We start from the raw sequence: 19,401 nt of genomic DNA on the forward strand, positions 1-19,401 counted from the left end.
CCCCTATTGCCGGTCGCTCTTAGAAAACGATGGTGCGCCCTTCCTCGGTGACGTCCGCAGCGGTGTAGGAGACACCGTCGACTTTCAGGCCGCCGCGGTCGAGCAGAGTGATGATGCCACCACGGTTACCGAGCGCTGCCGGCGGCGCGAGCGGTATCCGCCGGGTTTCCCCGGCCGGGAGCACGCCGTCGATGATCTGGAAACGGTGGGCGTCCCGGTCCGCGATCGACCAGCCGGTAAGGTCCACTGGCTGTGTCCCGGTGTTGACAATGGTGACCGTTTCAGCTTCAGGCGCCGGCCCGACAGGGTTGACCAGCGCGGCGACAATGCGGAGCAGATGATCGGATGCGCCGGGCGTGGGCCGCCCAGGCACGGGAGGGGTGATCCGTGGGAGGGCGTGGCCGGTGGTGTCGTCGGTATGCCATGTCTGGGATTGGAAAGCAAGGAAGATCGCAACCCATTGTCGGACAGCGGGAAAATGAATAAGAAGCGCACCGTCCTGCCACACTCCGTCGTCACGCGTGAACCGACCGCTGTTGCCCTGATTCATATGGACGTCATGGACGCCATTACCCGGGGAGAAGCCGAACACCTTGTCCGGCACCCCCGGTTCCGGGCCCCATCGTTGCCCGAAGGCGTAGAGCCTGCTGTTCGGGTCACGGCTTGCCCGCAGCACGTAGTGATCGAGCTTGTCGGCAAGGTCGTTGTCCGGACCCGCGAGATCCGGCGGCAGGGTACGCATCGCCAGCCGATCGAACAGATTCCCGCGGATGAAGTCGAGTGCCACGCCAGCCGGCTTGCCCGGCAGCGTGGTGAACCCTTCCGACGCCGATTCCAGCTCGGCCAGCATCGGGTGCTGAAAATCCTCGTCCGCGACATACAGGAGCTCTGACGGCGGCAGCGCGGAAAGGACGTTCACCGCTACCCGGAAGTCCACGCCGCCACCCCGGACATGGATCTGGTAATGCGGACTGCCCTTCCCTCCCTCCCGTTTCCGGTCGGCGATCCGGCCGACAAGAACACCGTAATCCGACAGCGACATCAAAACCCCCCACAATCTCTCCGCGGCAGCGGAAGAACTCTGCGAACGCAGAGCACTCTAGAATGATAACAGCTATGAACGAGTCAGTTGTCGGATGCGCGACCGTGACACGCCAGCACCAGAAACCCACCCGATGCCGGCAGACATCTTCATTCCCGCTTCTAATAGTTGAGAATGTGGTATAGCCTGAGATTCAGGCAAGCGAACGTGGATCGGCAGGTACGTCCACCGCGTATCTCCTGAGCACCTCAAGCGGAACGACCTCCAGGGCGCGTGCGTGTGTGGCGGCCAGAACAACGGGCGCCGCGACGCCGGCCTCACAGGCCTGCAACCACCGTGCCGCAACCACACACCAGCTGTCCCCCGGGTGCAGCCCGGGAAAATGATATTCAGGTCGGGGTGTTGTGAGATCGTTCCCGACCTGCCGTTGATGATGCAGGAACTCCGCAGTGACAACTGCGCACACCGTGTGACTACCAAGATCTTCAGGACCGGTGCTGCAGCATCCGTCGCGGAAGAAACCGGTCACCGGATCAGTACCGCAGGCCTCCAATTTTCCGCCGAGTACGTTTTCTTCATCGGCCACGATCACAGTCTCCCATCCCCCGATGCCGCCGGTGGGCGGTTCCACCGGCCGAACTACCAGACATCACCATCGCGCCAGTCACAGATCAGGTCACCGGACAAATCCAACGGAACAGTCAACGCGAGGACGTGGATACCACCGTCCTCCGCCACGGTGCGCACGATGCCGCTGGGGGTAAGCATCGACGTCGGCCCCTGCCACCGCTGCCAACCCCGGGCCGCGTAGAAGTCCGCCGCCCCGTCGACGGCGCCCAGCGCGCCCATGTCGTACGCGCCGCGTATCACCCGCTCCAGCACCCCCATCATGGCCGCGCCGTGTCCGCGACCGCGCCGGTCCGCGCGTACTCCGACGCCCTCGACATAACCTGTACGCAACGCCCGGCCGCCGTGCAGCAGTCGCCGCTGAATGAGGGACGCGTGCCCGATCAGATCAACGCCCTCCCACACCAGCGCGTGGATGCCACCCAGCGCGTGCTCCCAGTCGTGGTCGGTCATCTCTCCCGCGAAGACACCGTCGAGGAGAACTCGCGCCGCTTTGAGAGTGGCGGCGTCCAGATCGGCGGTATGAGCGGTGGTCACCACTGTCATATTCCCGATCCTCTCGCAAAGACAACCATGGGAGTGTGCCCCTCGACCTTCTGCTTCATCCATCTTCCACTGATTCGCAACGTGTCGTACGGGTAGAGTGCGCCGTCGTATGCGCGTGGAGTGACTCGGGGGAGGCTGCCGACCTCGACAATGCGGGTGGGCTGGCTTTACATCCGTGCCGAGAGCTGGCAGGCCGGCGCCCGCACGTTGACCTGCACAATCACCTTCACGGACGCGGCTGGCCACTTGACCCCAAGTGTCGACGCGCCGACCCGCGATGCCGGGGCCGAGGCCCTCGCGGCCTGATCAGCAAAACGCCCGGCTGGGATCCACACGGGATACGTGGACTCCAGCCGGGCGTGCTCACACCATAGCGATGTTCGCTCAGTGTTCGATCAGATTCTCATGCCCCGTGGTCGGCCTGCCACCAGTAGCCCTTGCCCGTGGCGTCCCGCCGGAGGTCAGGCAATATCGTGTTGATGTCGTTCTGGGTGTCAGTGATGTTCCAACCGACCCACGAGATCCCCTGCCGCTCGAACACCTCGGTCGTCCAGCGGGAGCCGTCGAACGACGTCGCCTCGGCCACGGTTCCGGCCGGCCCCATGAACTCGGTGGAGATGACCGGGTAGGAGGCTTTCAGCCTGACCCACGGCTGCGAGCTGGTCTCCCAGTAGGCATGGAAGCCGACCGACGTCTTCGACCAGTCAACGACCCCGTCGAACTGGCTGGCGATGCTGAGCATCGTCGGAGCCGAATCGCCCCCGTAGTTGGCCGGCACCGCGAAGGACAGAATGATTATGTGGGTTTCCGGGGCCTTCGCCCGTATCAGCCGGTAGATCTCCTTCTGGTCGGCGATGTTCTGTGCCGTGTAATCCGCGGGCCGCCAGGTCACCGGCTCGTTGTACAACTCGTAGAGCACATTCGTCCGATTCGCGTAGCGTGGCGCGATCACACTCCAGAACTCCCGCAGCCGTGCGATCGTGTACTGCTGATCAGCATCGGCGGCCAGCGCGGAATGATAGTCAATCATGACATACATCCCGTGGGCATCAGCCTTTTCGATGATCTTGTCCAGATAAGAGGTTATCTGGGCCATCGTCGGCGAGTCCGACGCCTCGTTGTAGGCGACGGCGACACGCACGCCGTTGAGGTTGTTCGCTGTCAGGGTCGCCCAGAAGGCTTCGCCGGTGGCGGCCTCACGCGCCCACAGGACCTGTGAGGCACCGGACGAGTAGTTCAAGTACCACAACGTGCCCGCCCGCAGCAGAGTCCCCTGGTCGGTCACCACGGTGTTGTTCCGTACCTGCACCCGGCCACGTGCCCCGGCCACCCCTGCCGAGCCGCCTGCCGACGATGACGCCACAGGCGTCGTGCTGACCGTGGGAGCGGGGACAGCGGTCGGGGCCGCGGTCGCCGTCCCCGTGGCGGTCGATGATGCCGACGGCTGAGTACCGCCGTTCGCAGCGCCCTGCCCTGCCGTGGACGTGGCGGTCGGCGAGCCGCTCGGCTGGCCCACCTGGGTCACCGGGGACTGGCAGCCGACGGCCGCGAACAACAGTGCGAACAGGAGCACCGGCAGATACGCCGGTCTCGGCCGGAAATGACCGTAGTGCGCTGTGTTGGACATGCCGTCTTCCGATCATTGTCGGGGCCATTACGATAAGCAGTAGGTCATGCGCTCTGCGCAACATACTGCAACAGTTGGGTGACTCTTCCTCCCGGACGGCGCGCAGCTACCCAGGCGGCCCCTCCGTCAACCCTCGGTAATAATGTCAACCACAGAACGATCGGTCCACACAGTTGTGCATAAATTGGCCAAATCGTGCGAATGCATTTTCACAACCGTCGGCGGCTGGCCTCAGTCATCGGTTCAGCCATCGGTGTGGCCATCGGTGTGGCCTGACCTACCGGTGTGCCACCCGAGACTTCAGAAGAGGATGTGGTCATGCGCGCAGTCGTTGTGAAACAGCACGGCGGACCGGATGTGCTCACGGTGACTGACCTGGCGGCACCGCAGGCCGCTCCCGGCAGCCTCGTCGTCGACGTCGAGGCTGCCGGCGTCAACTTCATGGACATCTACCAGCGGCAGGGCAATCCGCCCTACGCCGTCGGTCTGCCCTACGTACCGGGCGTCGAAGGCGCGGGCACCGTGGTGGCCGCCGGTCCGGGTGTCACCGCCTTCGCCGCGGGCGACAAGGTCGCGTGGACGGGCGTGGCGGGCAGTTACGCCGAGCAGGTCGCCATCCCCGCCGACCGGGCCGTCCCCATCCCGGACGGGGTGCGGCCACGAGTGGCGGCAGCCGTGATGTTGCAGGGCCTGACCGCCCACTATCTGGCCAACAGCACCTACCCGATCGCGGCCGGGGACCCCGTGGTCGTGCACGCCGCGGCCGGCGGGGTGGGCCTCCTGCTCACCCAGCTGGTCAAGATGCGCGGTGGGACGGCCATCGCCACCACCTCCACAGCTGACAAGGCCGAGCTCGCCCGGCGGGCCGGAGCCGACCACGTCATCGACTACGAGGACTTCGCCACCGCGGTACGAGAGATCACCGACGGCGCCGGCGCGGCGGTCGTGTACGACGGCGTCGGCCGGGCAACCTTCGACGAAAGCCTGACCGCGCTGCGGCCGCGCGGCTACCTGGTCCTCTACGGCGCGGCCAGCGGGCCGGTTCCGCCGCTCGAGCTGCAGCGCCTGGCCGGTGGCGGATCGTTGTTCGTCACCCGCCCGACACTTGTCCACCACATCGCCAGCCGTGCCGAGCTGCTGCGCCGCGCCAATGATCTGTTCACCTGGATCCGGCAGGGCCGACTTGAGGTCCGTATCGGCGGTACCTATCCACTCGACGACGCCGCCCAGGCACATGACGACCTCGCCGCCAGACGCACGACCGGCAAGCTGCTCCTGCTACCGCGTTAGGACGTGTTTCGCGGTTCTCGGCTACACCGATGCCACTCATCCGGTAGCTGCCGGAGAGCGAACATGATCTACTGTTTGCGCAGGAACATCGGCGGTGACCTGAAGTCGGCGAGGGAACGGTCGGTGGACCAGGGAGCGTAGGGCGCCTGCGCGAGCATGCCGAGAGCGATCAACGGGCGGTCGTAGTTCACTCGCCAGCCGGCCCAGTCCCGCCATGCCTGCTCCCGATCGGCCCGGACGGGCAGGCCAGCGGAGGCGAGGCCGTCGACAACCGTCTCCCACTCGTCCCGGGAGATGCTGATCGGGTCTCCCGGCCGCGGATCGGCCGGATAGGGAATCTGGAAGAAATCGGCGATGCGACGCAGCGCCAGGTAGCCGGACCGGATGCACAGTTCCGCTTCGACGTCTCGGGGTACGTCCAGCACCGCGGCCAGCAGGGCCGCGGAGTCGAGTACCGCGCCAGCGGCGGTGATCCAGGAGTGCTCGGGCTGTGGCGAGCGGAAGAACACCAGCGCCGCGAATGACGTGTGGCTCTCCTCGATGTCGACGAACCACGTCTCCATCTCGCCCCAGGTCGTGGTCAACCGGTCGAACCGCTCAAGCCGCCAGGCGCGGGTGAGCAGGTCGAGGCAGGTGGGAGGGCTACCGGCCCGAACCTCCAGCTTCGCGACCGCAGCCTCTCGCCGGCTGAAAGCAGCGTAGATCACCGGCAGATACGAAATCAACAAGGTGACCAACAGGAGGCCGATCGAGGCTTCGACGAAGGCGAGCGCGATCGACAGCCCTCCCCGCGGCACGTCGAATCCCAGCGTGAGCAACGAGGAGCCGGACATAACGAGCGCGTCACCGAGGCCACGGGCCGGCTCCGCGGCCCACTGGGCGAGGACAAAGCCCCCGTAGACCAGCAGCAACCAGGACTGCAGCAGGAACAACAGGGCGAACGGGCCATAGTTGGCGTACACCCGGTCACGCAGGTCGTACGTGGGGGCACGGCCCACCCTAACCTGAAACGCCCACCGCACCAGCACGAAAACGAACCGGCTCAGCCGGGAGGGAACCCCTCGGGGCAGCACAGTCGTGCGCACCGCCGAAAGCACTGTGGCGAGGATGACCACCACACCGGCGAGCACGCCCGCAATCCTTAGCACGATCACCATGGGGACCGGAGCAGTATGGCACCACCGTCAACGATCACGATCCACGGGGTGCCGCTGCGGTTGCTTCACGCCCCTGTTCCCGGTCGCTCGCAGCCCGCATACACCGTCGTATATGCCTGTCTGGCGGCCGGTGCGAACGCGGAAATGCCGCTGTGGGAGAACGGGAATTCTCCACGCTTCCGTCCACCAGATCGAGGGGGCACTTCGCACGTGCGATGACAGCAGACTCCAGACGCTCGTACGCCGAACTTCGGTCGACGAGCCCGCGTGATATTTTTGTTGGTCAGGCTACTGCCCGGCCACAGCTCTGTCGACATCCGCCCGTTCCGTGGGCGCCCGGCCCGCCGGTACGGACACGGCAGCCGGCTTCTTTCGTACCGGAAACCACCAGTTCCAGTCGCCGAGCAGTTTCATCATCGCGGGGACCACGATGAGGCGGACAATGGTGGCGTCGACCAGGATAGCAGTGGCGAGGCCGACACCGAGCTCCCTGGGGGCGGTGCCCCCGGCAAAGGCGAACGAACCGAAAACAGTGACCATGATAAGCGCGGCAACAGTGATCGTCCGGGCGCTGGCGGCCAAACCGTGACCGACGGCGCTGGCATTGTCCGCTCCCGCGAGATACCGTTCACGGATGCGAGTGAGGAGAAACACCTCATAGTCCATCGACAGGCCGAAAACAATGGCAAGAAGCAGGACGGGCACGATCGAGTCGATGTAGCCGGGTGCGGAGAAGCCGGTCCAGCCCAGCCAGCCCCACTGAAAGATCGCAACAAGGACGCCGTAGGCCGCGCCAACCGAGAGAACATTCATCACGACCGCCTTAAGCGGCAGCAGCACACTGCGGAACAAGACGATCAGGATGAGATAGGAGAAAACCAGAATAAAGACAATAATTTTCCAGAGGTCCCCGAAGATGGCCCGGTCCATGGCGGCTTCGAACGAGGTCGTACCAGCGATATCGGCGTCCCGGCCGCTGATGGCACGCACCGTGCCGAGCAGCGCACGGGCCTGGTCGGACTCGGGATCGGCGGCGGGGACCACTTCGACGAGATAGTTCCCGGCGAAAGCCATCGGCGGCGTCACGGCGGTGACCCCGTCCAATGCGCGGACGTCGGCGGCGATCCGGTCAGCCGCGGCCTCGCTTGAAACAACGAGTTCCATCGTTCCCAGCGCACCCGGGCCAGCCAGCTCCGCAAGCCGCTCCGTGGCCAGCCGGACCTCCGCGCCAGGAGGAAGCTGCTCGAGCGCTCCGTTACGGGTGTGGATACCCAGCAATGGGCTTGCCGCGATGAGCAGGACCGCGGCTCCGGCGCTGAGGAAGGCGACGGGCCGACGCATAATCATATTGGTCCAGCCGGCCCAGAAGCGACCAGCGCCATCCGCCATCCGATGCGCCGCTGGCCGGTGTGCCCCTGGCCGCCGCACCAGGCTCCTGCCGACCCGCCGTGGCGGTATCCGGATCCGCGGCCGTTCGATCCAGGGCCCAGCCAGGGCGAGCAGCGCGGGCAGCAGCGTGGTCGTGGCAAGCAGCGCGGCAGCGACAACAATGATCGCCCCAACCGCCATGGAACGGATCGCGTTCACGTTGACGAGCAGAAGGCTGAGCAGCGAGACGATAACGGTCGCACCGGAGTACACGACCGCCGTGCCCGCGCTCGCGAACGCGCCGCGCAGTGCCTCGCCGCGTTCGGCGCCCTCGCGGAGCCGGCCACGGTAGCTGGCAACCACGAACAGGGAGTAGTCGACAGCGACCCCGATCCCCAGCATCGACGCGATGTTGGTCACGTAGACCGAGATCTCGAACGCACCGGCGAGAAGGTAGATCACGGCACCGGTCACGGCAACGGCGACCAGGCCCAGCGCTATCGGGGTCAGGGCGGCCACCAGCGTGCCGAACGCGGCAAAAAGGATGAGCAGCACGAGCGGGAAACTCACCGTCTCCGCCCTTACCGCCTGTTTTTTGGAGATTTCCTGGAAGTTCGACCACATTGCGGCCTCGCCAACCACGCGCGTCGACACACCCGCACGATCGGAAACCAGCGCCCGGCGCAGGCCCGCCGCGAAGTCAAAGATTCTTTTCTGGTCGACGGCACGCATGGGGACAAGTGCGGCACGTCCATCGTCAAAACGCTGGACGGGACCGCCGGAAAGCAGCCCGGGATAGCGGCTGAGCTCAACGCCGACCGCCGCCAGCCTGGCGTCGACAGCAGCGCCGCTCGGGCCCTGGACAAATACGGCAAGCGATTCACCCGCTCGGCCGGGGAGTTCCTTCAGTTTTTCTCTTGCCAGCGCCGCCGAACTACCGGGCACGTCCCAGCCGCTACCGGAAAGGCGACCGGTCTGCATCGCGGCGAACGGGACGGCGACAAGGAAGAGCACGAGCCAGGCCCCGGCGAACAGCAGCCGGCGGCGTGCGACGAAACCGGCAAACCCACCGATCATTCTTTCAACACGCCCAGACCGGCCGTCCCCCACAATTCCCCCGTCCAGTCGCCTGGCGCCGCATATCACGATCGATGCGCCTGGCACGACAAGAAAACAAATGTCCGGCTTGCGGTGCTCCCCTGGGCGCTGTTTAGAGCGACCGGCAATAGGGGCGCGGCGTCGCGGGGCTGGAGCACGCACCTCGCCGCGTTGTCGTCGGTCGACACCCAATGCCAGGGTGGCTCCCTCCGCCGCCTCGCGATGCACGCACCCCAGTCCCGCTCCTTGATCCACACCCCTATTGTCGGGCGCTCTTATTCCGCGTTCTGTGTTCAGGCGAGTCTGCCACCGTAGGCTACGGTCCCGCCGCACCCCCGGCCGGCGTTTCGCCGCCGGCATGTCCACCCGCCAGGGTCCCGCCCGGCCTCTTTTCTCAGAGCGTGTTTGAGATCGTCATTCCGGCTCGCCCCGGCCATCCCCAGCGGTTCCCAGACCTCGTTGTCGCAGTCGCGTCCCGACGGTGGGGGCGCCGGCAGGAACACCACCCGGTAACCGGCGGGCACGGCGTACGCCGCGTCCGGCGAGGGCATCGTCGGTATCGGGCGCCGCGACCACGGCAAAAGCCGTGATTGGGCGTCCTTCGCCGTCGTGTTACGGCGTGTTTCGGAAAGCGTCGTTCGACCAGGGAGCCGGACAGCCGGCTTTCGAGAAGTACGCCCTAAAAGCCCAGGCCACCGGCACCGGGGCTATGCCCGGGACGGATACCCAACTCGTCGAGCCGCTCCCACAGTGACGCGAGCGCGGCGACCGGATCACGAAAATACGCCGAACCCCGGACCCGCCAGAACTTCCAGCCCTGCCGTTCGAGTACCCGCTGGCGCCGCAGGTCGGTCTCCCACTGCTCCGGACCGTGGAAGCGGTCGCCGTCACACTCGACCGCGAGCCGGTCATGGGCTCCCTCCACCACCAGGTCGATGCGAAAATGACCAACGTGATGCTGTGGGGACACCTGGTAGCCACGGCGCAGGAGTTCCCGCAGCACGGCGCGCTCGAAGTCGCTCTCGCACCGTTCCGCGAGAGCTGCGGTTCGCGCCTGCGGTGTGTTGACTCCATATGCGTAGGCGAGCAGCTGCCCACGAACATCGTCGGGATGCAGCACAGCGTGATCGACGGTGTGGAAAACCCACAACTGGTCGCGGGCGCGGCTCGCCGCGACGTTGATGCGCTGCTGGTCGGCCTTGCGGGTCGCGGCGGAGCGGTTGTCGTCGGCGACGACCGAGAGGAAGACGACATCCCGCTCGTCGCCCTGGAAGTTGTACGGGTCGCCGACCCGGATCCGCCGACGCTCGTACTCCTCGGCACCGAGTTTGCCCACCAGCGTCTGCTCGATCAGGCGCCCCTGCCCGCTGCCCAGCAGGGTGACGACCCCAAAGGTCATCCCGTCGTACGCGGGATCGTCATGGCAGTCGAGAACCTGCTGGACGAGCGCGAGTGCCTCGGGTTCGTTGACGTCACCGTACTGGCCGCGGGTGCGGGCTCCGGCCGCCACCCGAACCGGCCGGACCGCGGGACCGATGCCGCGATCGACAGCCTCCCGCAGCGGCAGGATCTTGCCGTCGTAGAACCGGTTGGAGAACTCGATGATGTCCGGCACGCACCGGAAATGTTCACGCAAGAGCACCACTTCCCCGAACACGCGGGTCGCGGTGTCGTAGAGGCTGGCTTCCACATCGAGCAGGGACCGCTGCGGCATGCCGGCCAGGTGTGACTCGATCAGCTCGAAGACGCGGTCCCGGTCGACGCCCACCGCCATCGGACTGATCTGCTTGTCGTCGCCCACGACGATAGCCTTGTGACCGAGCGCGAGGACCCCCAGGGACAACACGCCGCACTGGCTGGCCTCGTCGACGATGACAACGTCGAACAGCGCGGTGCGGCGAGGGTCGAAGCTCTGCAGCACCCGATGAATCGGCATGATCCAGATCGGGACGGCGCCCATCGCCGCCGGCAGCTCGGCCCGCGCGTCCGCCTCCCATTTACCGGCGAATCTGCCAGTGCCCTTTCCGATCCTCGCGAGGGCCTGGAGCCAGGCGATGAGCGCACGCCGTTGATCTTCAAGCAGGCTGCGCCGCACGCCGAGCCGGGCCCCGCGGGCGGCCAGCTCCAGGATGAGCCGGCGCACGTCGGCCGCGGTGGCGGCGATCTGGCGCTGCAACAGCGTGGCGTCGCCCCGGCCGAGCAGGCTCTCCAACCAGGTCTGGGCCTGCCGCCACTGCCAGAGCCGCGCAAGGTCCCGCGGCTGGCCGCAGACGGCGGTGTCTCCACCGGAGCTGATGACACGGCTGGCCCAGACCGGGGCGACAGCGGCGAGACGCCCGGCCAGCTCGTCACGGCGGGCCAGGACGGGCCGCAGCCCGGTGAGCCGGGCGATCTCCTCGCGGGCCGTCTGCCATGCGGCGAAGTCACGCCGGGCCAGCGCGTCGGACAGCGCGTCCCACAGCGGGCTCGCGTCCGGCCGCCGCCGCCCGGACGCGAGAGCCGCGCGGAGCTCGTCGAGCCGCGCTGTCTGAGCCCGTTCGTCGCCACGCTTCGCGGCAGCCGTGAGCACGGTGCCGATCTCGCGCAGCTCGGCGGCGGTCGGCCGCGCCGGGGTCCGCGGAAGCACCGCACGCAGCCGGACGACCAACGCGGGCATGGCCGTGGCCTCCCAGGCGATCGCGCCGCGCAGCAGGCCGACCGCTGTTTCGAGCGAGGGGAGGAAAGCCGGTGTGCTGGCGTCCAACGGCGGCGCGTTCAGCTGCTCGACCAGCTCGGCATACCGGCGGCCCGCCGTCGCCCTGGTGGCCCGCTCGCGGATCACCGCCCGGACGGCGTCGACCTCGGCTTCGGTCCGCAGCTCAAAGCCATCGACCCGGACGGCGCTGTGAAACGTCTTCAGCCCCTTGCCGCCGAGGCGTGGAATGCCCCGGCCCGCGGCGAAGCGGGACGCAAGATCGTCGAGGAAATCCTCCTGCGACCGGGGGTCACCAGCCGGGATGACGATCTCCCTGCCGGCCATCCGGCGCCGCGTGTCAACGAGTGTGCCAGCGCATTCGGCAAGCGCCTCGGCCTGCTCCGCCCAGAACCCGGCCAGCGCCGCGGACTGGGCGACCTGACCGCGGACGGTGACAAGCCATGGCGCATCCAGCTCGGCGATGCGAGCAACCGCCTGCTGGGCGTCACCGGCGAGGACCTCAAGCGCCGGTCCACCGAGAGCGTCAACGGCTGGCAGCACCACCCCCCGCTCTTCCAGCTCGGCGAGTTCGTCGCGGAGGAGGTCGAGGACACGGTGCCGCTCGCGGAGATCCCCGGTGGACGGGATCACTGTCAGGTCCGGCAGCAGGCTGTGGGCGGCAGCCGCGTCCGCCACGTTCACCATGCCCGCAAGGCGGACCAGATCGGTGAACTCGCCGAGCGTCAGCGGCGGCCGGCGGCCGGCGGCCAGCCTGTCTGGGATGCGGTCCCATTCCGCCTCGTGCCGGGCCAGCCAGGCGCTCACCTGCGCGGCCTTGGCGGGCCCTTCGGGGAGCTCGAACTCGGCGGCCTCGTCGCGGAGCAGATCCACCAGGCGCAGCTCGAGGTTCCGCTCGCGAGCGCGGGCCGCGTCAAGATCGCGAGCGAGCGCCTCAAGCGCAAGGGCCTCGGCGTCCGGCTCGATGCTGGAGACCGCGTCCATGATGGTCTGGACGGAGGCACGGAGCTCACCGAGCGCGGCCTGGCTGGAGCCGAGCACCGCGATCGACAGGTCACGCAGCTCCGCGGGTATCTTGTCGCGAAGCACCCCAAGGGCCTGCTCGTTGTACGCGGTGACCAGCACCCGCTTACCGTGGGCAACCAGATGGCTGACAAGGTTCGCGATCGTGTGGCTCTTGCCCGTACCAGGCGGGCCCTGTACGGTGACGCCCCGGGACCGCGCGAGCCGGACGGCGATACGCTGCTGATCGTCATTCGCGGGTAACGGCATGAGCAGGCGTTGCCCGACCGCCGCCCAGCCGTCGTCGCCCATGCCCGCGCCGGAGCTGGCCGCCGCGCTGTGGCCGTCGTCCGCCATGATCGAGGCAAACGCCTCGGCGAGAAGGTCGCTCTCCGCGAGAACCTGGCGCAGCTCCGTGTAGAAACGGCGATACAGCGTCGGACGTGGCCGGACGAACAGGACCCACGTGTCGGCCAGCACCGCCGCCGCGGCCGGGGCGGGCACCTCGGGACCGGGCGCGACCCGCGCGTCAAGGCCGAGCGGCGCGACAATCTGCGCATACAGATCGGCCAGGCCGTCATCAGACCACGGATCCGGCGGGATCACCCGTACCCGCTCCCGCAATGCCGCCAGCTCCTCCACCGCCGCGAGCCCCAGCAGAGGGTCGGTCTCCAGCGCGGGCAGCCCGTCCGGCTGGACCGACAGAACCCCGGTGTCCGCGTCCATCTCGATGGTCACGGGGGTGAGGAGCAGCGGATGGTTGACGGCCTCCCCTGCCGGCAACCACGACAGCACGCCGTGGCCCCACACCAGTTCGTACCTGGCGTTGTCCCGCTGTAGCCGCAACCGCAGGTCGTACAGGTGTTGATAGAGCCTTCGAGCGGCCCGTGCCGGCATGGCCCGCTCCGCCCACGGCTGCCAGTGCTCGACGACCCACCGCGCCAGCTCAGCCCGGACCTCCTCCGGGTCCTCGCCCCGCTCGGCCGCGGACGTGTCGAAGTCGAGGGGCAGCAGCGGCGGCCCGGACAGGCTGACCGTCGCGGACGACACGTGACGAGCCAGCCGCTGCGTGAGCACCGGTGCGTCCGGCTCCACCGTCTTCGGGACCGCCAGCCACGCCGGCTGGCCCGGAGCGGGGCCCAGCAGCACACCGTGCCGCACCGGGATGTCGACCGGACGAATCAGCGGCGGCTCATACTCGCTCACGCGCCGCTTCGGCGCCGCCGACGACTCCGACAGAGCCGCCAGGTAGTCCAGCAGGTGCAGCGACCGTGCTTTGGCCTCGCCCTGACGCGTGCTCACGACATCCCCCGTGATCAGCTCTTTCCGTCAATCAATCTTCTGACAACAGAATGTTGTACCGGATGTGTCCGACAGTTCCGGACGACAGCTCATCCTGGCTCGTCACCACGAGCCGAGGCTGCCACTGGCGGCTGGCCGTCCGCCGCGGCCAGCCGCGGACGCACCCGCTGCGCTGGGCGTGTCTGCTGGGCGGTTGTCGGGCACCGCTCCAGGGAACAAGCAATCGGGTGTGATCTCATCACTCGCCGTTGACGCACCAGGGGGTCCCTGCCGCCGCTCCCCTCGAGCCGCGCGCGGCCGGCAACCCGGAGATGTTCGACGATGAGGACCGTTCGGCGCGGCAGCACCGACCAGAAGGTCAGCGTCCGCAACAAAGCGACGGCGACCGGGCCGTCGCCGGACGATCCGCTGGCACCAGATCCGCTGGCACCGCTGCGAGACCGGCGTTACCTCGGGCTGCTGGCGCTTGCCGCGATCCTCGGAGCACCGGTCTCGGCCGTGGCGTATGGCTTCCTCAAACTGGTCGCCGACATGCAGGGATGGATCTTCACGGACCTTCCCACCGCCCTGGGCTTTCATGAGGAGCCGCTGTGGTGGCCGCTGCCTGTGCTCGCCCTCGCGGGCATCCTGGTCGCGCTTACCATCCGATATCTGCCCGGGCGAGGCGGTGTGTCACCAGCTGACGGTTTCACCGTGCATGGCGCGCCCGCACCGGCCGAGCTCCCGGGTATCGTGATCACAGCGCTCGCGACCTTGGGCTTCGGCGTGGTACTCGGGCCCGAAGGGCCACTGATCGCAATCGGCGGCGGCCTCGCACTGTGTGCCGTACGCCTGGCCAGGCGCGACCCGCCCGCGCAGGTCGGCGCGGTGGTGGCCGCGGCTGGCGGGTTCGCCGCGATCAGCACCCTGTTGGGTTCGCCCCTCATCGCCGCGTTCCTCCTGATGGAGGCGGTTGGGCTGGCCGGGGCGGCCCTCGAGCTGGTGCTGCTGCCCGGCCTGGTGGCCGCCGGGGTCGGCAGTCTGATCTTCATCGGTCTGAACTCCTGGACCGGCTTCGGAACCTTGTCACTGGCGATTCCCAACCTCCCCCCGGTGGGGCAGCCGACCGTGGCCGAGTTCGGGTGGGCGCTGGTCATCGGTCTTGCCGCGGCACTGGTCGGATCGGCGATCCGGCCACTGGCCCGGCTGCTGCGTTCCCCGGTCGAACGGCATGCGCTGGTGGCCACGCCGCTGGTCGGCCTGGCCATCGCGGGTCTCGCGATCGCGTACGCCGAGGGCAGCGGCAAGGACACGTCCGAGGTGCTGTTCTCCGGCCAGGACGCGCTGGGCCCGCTCATCGTCAACGGCAGCGGCTACTCGCTGGGAGCGCTCCTGCTGCTGCTCGCCTGCAAGGGACTCGCCTACAGCGCGTCGATGAGCAGCTTCCGGGGTGGGCCCATCTTCCCGGCGATGTTCCTGGGAGCCGTAGGCGGGATCGCCATGTCCCACCTGCCCGGCCTGCCCCTCGTCGCCGGGGCGGCGATGGGCATCGGGGCGATGAGCGCGGTGCTGCTCACACTGCCGATGACCTCGGTGCTGCTGGCCACCCTGCTGCTGCTGAAGGACGGTCTCACGGTCATGCCCCTGGTGATCGTGGCCGTGGTGGTGGCGTACGTGACCGCTGTCAGGCTCACTCCGCCACCGGCCAGGTGAGTCCGGTGCGGCCCGGTCATCGAGGAAAAAATCAGTTATCTTATCTATCACTTCAGGTACAAGATGGGCGGTACGACCCGAGCATCGGAGGCGCTCATGGCATCGGAGTTCGGCGGACGGGTCGCCCTGGTGACGGCCGCGGCCGGGAAGGGCATCGGCCAGGCGACGGCCAGGCGGCTAGCCGCCGGTGGTGCCCGGGTCGTCGTCACCGACATCCACGAACGGCGGACCCACGCGGTCACCGCCGCGATCGCCGCCGACCACCCGGGCACCACCGTGGTCGGGTATCCGATGGACGCCGGTGACCGCGACCAGATCGACACAGTCGTCGCCGAGGTGGCGGGCACCCTCGGCCCGGTGCAGATCCTGGTCAACAACGCCGCCGTGAACGTACTCGGCAGCATTTTCGACTACGACCCGGCCGCCTGGGACCACGTCCTGCGGGTGAACCTGACGGGCGCCTGGTACCTGTGCCGGGTGACCATGCCGGCGATGCGCGACGCCGGTGGCGGTGTCATCGTCAACATCGGCAGCTATGCCCCGGACGTCGGCGGCAACGGTATCGAGTCGCCGTACGCGATCACCAAGGGCGGCCTCAACGTGCTCACCCGCAGTTGTGCGCACGAGGGCGGCCCGCACGGCATCCGCGCGGTGTCGGTCTCGATGGGCCTGGTACGGGGAACCAAGTTCGTCGACGACCATCCCGAGCTGAAAGACATTCCCGGTGCTCTCGGGGTGCTCGCGGACCTCACGACCGCGGACGAGATCGCCGAGATGGTGGCCTTCGTCGCCTCCGACCGCGCCCGCCACCTCACCGGCGAGATCATCAACGTGTCCGGCGGCGCCTACATGCGCACCTGACCCAGCGTGGCCTCGACAGGTCGGCGCACCGTCCATGATCGGTGCATGCGTGTCGTTGTGTGCGGTTTTCGGCCGGATCGGCGTGCCCAACGACAACCAATCGCTGACCTTTCCGGGCACAGAGCGGGATACAGCCGGGCGACCTAGCGCAGGACGCAGCGGCCGCCGTCGACCATGAGAGTCGCCCCGGTCACGTAGCTCATCCCGGGGCCAGCCAGGGCGACGACGGCGCCGCCGATGTCGTGCTCGCAGTCGCCCATCCGGCCGAGGGGCACCTTCCTGAGCACGGCCTCGAAACGCTTCGGCGCCGCGTCGCGGAAGGCGGTGGCGGCAGGTGAGTCCCCGAACGGGCAGATCACGTTGACGGTGATGCCATACTGGCCCCACTCACGCGCCGCCACCTTCGTCAGGCCGCGGATCGCCTCCTTGGCCATCACGTACGAGGCGAAACCAGGATCGCCCTCGACACCGGTCGACGACGCGAGGTTGATGATCCGCCCACCGTGCGCGGACAGGTGGGGAAAACAGGCCCGCATCGCGTGGAAGGTACCCAGGGTCCCGCTGCTGTAGCAGACCGCCAGGTCCTCGGGTGTCGTCTCCCCCAGCGGCTTGGGCGGGACAACGGTCTGCGCGTTGTTGACCAGAATGTCGACGGTGCCGTATGCCTCGACGGCCGCGGCCACCAGCGCCTCGACCTGCCCCTGGTCGGCCACGTCGCAGCCGGCTGCCAGCGCCCGGCCGCCAGCCTCGATGATCTCGGCGGCGGTGCGCTCGACCTTCGTCAGTGTCCGCCCGCCGACCGCGACAGCCGCGCCCTCCTTGGCCAGCGCGTGCGCGATACCGCGCCCGACGCCCTGGCCCGCGCCGGTCACGATCGCGACCTTGCCCACCAGCAAACCAGGGAGCTGACCGTCCACCCGGGCCATCCGACCTCCATCGAGAACGCCCGCGCCGAGGCCTTCGCGGCCACAGCTGGCAGGGCACCTGTGTCACGGGATAGCACAAAACATATAGATGATTTGTCTTCCAGCGCCATCGGGCTGACCCGACCCCGACCCGACCAGGCCGGCGCCGGGCGCCCGGCGCCCGGCGCTCACGCCAGGCCGACCTGGCGCTTCGGCACCGATTCATCTATAAAATCATACTGATATGATGATTACGGACCGTCCGACCGAGGCGGCCAACGGATCGCACCGAGGACGGTGACGTCCTGCTGAAGGGGATTACGCCGATGACGCCGCAGACAGCGGAGGCCTCCTCCCTCAAGACGGTCGACGAGGCCATCGACCGTCTGCTCGCCGAGCACCCGCCCGCGTCCACGCCACCGGCGGAGTTTCTGGGCGCGCAGTACGACGCGGGCCTGGCCTGGGTCTCCTTCCCGGTCGGCCGCGGCGGCCTCGACCTGGGCGTCGGGCTACAGAAGCACATCACCGGACGGCTCACCGCCGCTGGCGCCCCCAGCGGTTTCTTCCGCAACCCGCTGGGGTACGGGATGGGCGGGCCGACGGTCCTGGCGCACGGCACCGACGAGCAACAACAGCGCTACCTGCGTCCACTGTTCACCGGCGAAGAGGTGTGGTGCCAGCTGTTCAGTGAGCCCAACGCGGGCTCGGATCTGGCGTCGCTGGCCACCGTCGCCGTCCGCGACGGCGACGAATGGGTGATCAACGGGCAGAAGGTGTGGACATCCTGGGGCCACGTCGCCCGATGGGGGATGCTCCTCGTCCGTACCGACCCGTCAGTCGTCAAGCACCGCGGCCTGACCTTCTTCCTGTGCGACATGACAGCCCCGGGCGTCGAAATCCGGCCGTTGCGGCAGCTGACTGGCGACGCCGAGTTCAACGAGGTCTACCTCACCGACGTCCGGCTGCCGGACGCGCAGCGCATCGGCGGGGTCGGGCAGGGCTGGGGGGTGGCGCTGACCACGCTCAACAACGAGCGCTACATGCTCAGCGACGGGCTCTCCGCGCGGCCCGCGGTCGACGCGGCGATCGGGCTGTGGCGGGAGCGTGCGGACACCTCCTCGGCGCAGGCGCGGGTGCTGCGCGACCGGCTGCTCGACCTGTGGATACAGGTCGAGGTCACCCGGCTCACCGTCCTGCGCGCCGACACCGACCGCGAGCGCGGCGGGACGGGCCCGCAGGGCTCCGTCGCGAAGCTCGCCACAACACAGCTGAACAAGCGGGCGACAGAGCTGTGCGTCGACCTGCTCGGCGCGGCCGGCATGCTCTACGACTCGTACGACACTCGTGAGTTCGACATTCAGGACGCCGCCGAGCAGGGCGGCCCGGTCCGGTCCTTCCTGCGGGCCCGTGCCAACACGATCGAGGGTGGCACGTCGGAAATCCTGCGGACCACCCTCGGCGAGCGGGTATTGGGGCTGCCCGGGGACGTCCGGGTCGACAAGAACCTGCCCTGGAGCGCGGTCCGCCGCTCCTGACCGGGCGAAACAGCGACCAGCCGGCACAATCGACGGACATACCGGCCGCCATGCCCCGAGTATCGAAACGTCGATATCCGATGTCGACGTTTCGATACCGGCCGTTCGACATCAGCCTTTTTCAGCCGGGATGGACGAACTCACCTGGCGCCAGTACCGAACCACCGTCCACGTCGATCACTTGGCCGGTGACCCAGGAGGCGTCCGCGGACAGCAGGAACGCGGCGACCGAGGCGATGTCGTCCGGTTCACCGAGGCGGCGCAGCGGGACCACCTGGGACTGGATCTCCTCCCTGCCCTCCCAGACGAACCTCGAGCCCTCGGTTTTCACCAGACCGGGGGCGATCGCGTTCACCCGGACGCCGTCAGGGCCGAGATCGAGCGCCAGATCGCGGGTGAGCGCCTCCAGCGCCGCCTTACCCGCGGTGTACACGGCCGCGTACGGAACGAGCTTGCGGATGCTGATGGCGGACACGTTGACGACGGCTCCGCCGCCGTCCGCCAGGCCCGCCTTCATCGCCTCCTGGATCATGCCGATGGCGATCCAGGAGTTGCCGACGACATCGCGGGCGAAGCTGTCCCGATCAGCACGGTGCGGGCGGCCCAGATAGCTGCTCAGCCCCAGGTTGTTCACCAGGTAATCGATCCGGCCGAACG

14 protein-coding genes are annotated in these 19,401 nt (G+C 68.0%); 5 read left to right on the plus strand and 9 right to left on the minus strand.

Features of this window, described 5'->3' with window-relative positions; translation table 11 throughout:
• Positions 1-19 precede the first annotated feature (19 nt).
• The 3 genes from MJ783_RS02730 to MJ783_RS02740 form a co-directional block, all read right to left on the minus strand.
• On the minus strand, positions 20-1,042 hold the full coding sequence (locus tag MJ783_RS02730; RefSeq protein WP_239308317.1) for a DUF2278 family protein: 1,023 nt from the start codon (positions 1,040-1,042) through the stop codon (positions 20-22).
• Between the two features lie 193 nt (positions 1,043-1,235).
• Positions 1,236-1,628 carry a DUF2237 family protein gene (locus MJ783_RS02735; RefSeq protein WP_239308318.1) on the minus strand — a complete coding sequence of 131 codons (393 nt, stop codon included), beginning with the start codon at positions 1,626-1,628 and terminating at the stop codon, positions 1,236-1,238.
• Positions 1,629-1,681: 53 nt separating this feature from the next.
• Complete coding sequence (locus tag MJ783_RS02740) at positions 1,682-2,215, minus strand: GNAT family N-acetyltransferase (RefSeq protein ID WP_239308319.1); 534 nt, start codon at positions 2,213-2,215, stop codon at positions 1,682-1,684.
• A gap of 120 nt (positions 2,216-2,335) precedes the next feature.
• On the opposite strand from MJ783_RS02740, the gene MJ783_RS02745 reads away from it, so the two are divergent.
• A complete protein-coding gene (locus tag MJ783_RS02745) occupies positions 2,336-2,521 on the plus strand; it encodes a hypothetical protein (protein WP_239308320.1) in 186 nt (61 codons plus the stop codon).
• 97 nt (positions 2,522-2,618) lie between these two features.
• Here MJ783_RS02745 and MJ783_RS02750 read toward each other — a convergent pair whose 3' ends face one another.
• Positions 2,619-3,842, minus strand: a complete 1,224-nt coding sequence (locus MJ783_RS02750) for a cellulase family glycosylhydrolase (RefSeq protein WP_239308321.1) — start codon at positions 3,840-3,842, stop codon at positions 2,619-2,621.
• Positions 3,843-4,160: 318 nt separating this feature from the next.
• On the opposite strand from MJ783_RS02750, the gene MJ783_RS02755 reads away from it, so the two are divergent.
• The gene (locus MJ783_RS02755) at positions 4,161-5,132 is read left to right on the plus strand and encodes a quinone oxidoreductase (protein ID WP_239308322.1); all 972 of its coding nucleotides are present in this window, start codon (positions 4,161-4,163) and stop codon (positions 5,130-5,132) included.
• A 68-nt stretch (positions 5,133-5,200) separates the two neighbouring features.
• On the opposite strand, the gene MJ783_RS02760 is transcribed toward MJ783_RS02755, so the two are convergent.
• From MJ783_RS02760 to MJ783_RS02770, 3 genes are all read right to left on the minus strand, one after another.
• Positions 5,201-6,262: a hypothetical protein gene (locus MJ783_RS02760; RefSeq protein WP_239308323.1), complete on the minus strand. Its 1,062-nt coding sequence runs from the start codon at positions 6,260-6,262 to the stop codon at positions 5,201-5,203.
• 315 nt (positions 6,263-6,577) lie between these two features.
• Positions 6,578-8,734: an MMPL family transporter gene (locus MJ783_RS02765; protein ID WP_239308324.1), complete on the minus strand. Its 2,157-nt coding sequence runs from the start codon at positions 8,732-8,734 to the stop codon at positions 6,578-6,580.
• 700 nt (positions 8,735-9,434) lie between these two features.
• Entirely contained in the window at positions 9,435-13,751 is a 4,317-nt protein-coding gene (locus MJ783_RS02770) for an AAA domain-containing protein (protein ID WP_239308325.1), read from the minus strand.
• Positions 13,752-14,072: 321 nt separating this feature from the next.
• On the opposite strand from MJ783_RS02770, the gene MJ783_RS02775 reads away from it, so the two are divergent.
• Positions 14,073-15,443: a chloride channel protein gene (locus MJ783_RS02775; RefSeq protein WP_239308326.1), complete on the plus strand. Its 1,371-nt coding sequence runs from the start codon at positions 14,073-14,075 to the stop codon at positions 15,441-15,443.
• Between the two features lie 96 nt (positions 15,444-15,539).
• Positions 15,540-16,304 (plus strand): SDR family NAD(P)-dependent oxidoreductase, encoded by a 765-nt coding sequence (locus tag MJ783_RS02780; protein ID WP_239308327.1) that lies wholly within the window; start codon positions 15,540-15,542, stop codon positions 16,302-16,304.
• A 143-nt stretch (positions 16,305-16,447) separates the two neighbouring features.
• Here the strand turns inward: MJ783_RS02780 and MJ783_RS02785 are convergent, their stop codons facing one another.
• On the minus strand, positions 16,448-17,230 hold the full coding sequence (locus tag MJ783_RS02785; protein WP_239308328.1) for an SDR family NAD(P)-dependent oxidoreductase: 783 nt from the start codon (positions 17,228-17,230) through the stop codon (positions 16,448-16,450).
• Between the two features lie 305 nt (positions 17,231-17,535).
• On the opposite strand from MJ783_RS02785, the gene MJ783_RS02790 reads away from it, so the two are divergent.
• Positions 17,536-18,744 (plus strand): acyl-CoA dehydrogenase family protein, encoded by a 1,209-nt coding sequence (locus MJ783_RS02790; RefSeq protein WP_239308329.1) that lies wholly within the window; start codon positions 17,536-17,538, stop codon positions 18,742-18,744.
• Between the two features lie 121 nt (positions 18,745-18,865).
• Here the strand turns inward: MJ783_RS02790 and MJ783_RS02795 are convergent.
• A partial coding sequence (locus MJ783_RS02795; RefSeq protein ID WP_239308330.1) for an SDR family oxidoreductase occupies positions 18,866-19,401 on the minus strand: 536 nt, incomplete at its 5' end.

It is taken from the genome of Protofrankia sp. Cj3, from assembly GCF_917627355.1.
Lineage (GTDB): Bacteria > Actinomycetota > Actinomycetes > Frankiales > Frankiaceae > Protofrankia.

Bases quoted from the DNA above. Each gene is read 5' to 3' on its own strand.
- MJ783_RS02780 (WP_239308327.1), top strand. From the start codon at position 15,540: ATGGCATCGGAGTTCGGCGGACGGGTCGCCCTGGTGACGGCCGCGGCC.
- MJ783_RS02730 (WP_239308317.1), bottom strand. From the start codon at position 1,042: ATGTCGCTGTCGGATTACGGTGTTCTTGTCGGCCGGATCGCCGACCGG.
- MJ783_RS02740 (WP_239308319.1), bottom strand. From the start codon at position 2,215: ATGACAGTGGTGACCACCGCTCATACCGCCGATCTGGACGCCGCCACT.
- MJ783_RS02775 (WP_239308326.1), top strand. From the start codon at position 14,073: ATGAGGACCGTTCGGCGCGGCAGCACCGACCAGAAGGTCAGCGTCCGC.
- MJ783_RS02750 (WP_239308321.1), bottom strand. From the start codon at position 3,842: ATGTCCAACACAGCGCACTACGGTCATTTCCGGCCGAGACCGGCGTAT.
- MJ783_RS02755 (WP_239308322.1), top strand. From the start codon at position 4,161: ATGCGCGCAGTCGTTGTGAAACAGCACGGCGGACCGGATGTGCTCACG.
- MJ783_RS02765 (WP_239308324.1), bottom strand. From the start codon at position 8,734: ATGATCGGTGGGTTTGCCGGTTTCGTCGCACGCCGCCGGCTGCTGTTC.
- MJ783_RS02790 (WP_239308329.1), top strand. From the start codon at position 17,536: ATGACGCCGCAGACAGCGGAGGCCTCCTCCCTCAAGACGGTCGACGAG.
- MJ783_RS02785 (WP_239308328.1), bottom strand. From the start codon at position 17,230: ATGGCCCGGGTGGACGGTCAGCTCCCTGGTTTGCTGGTGGGCAAGGTC.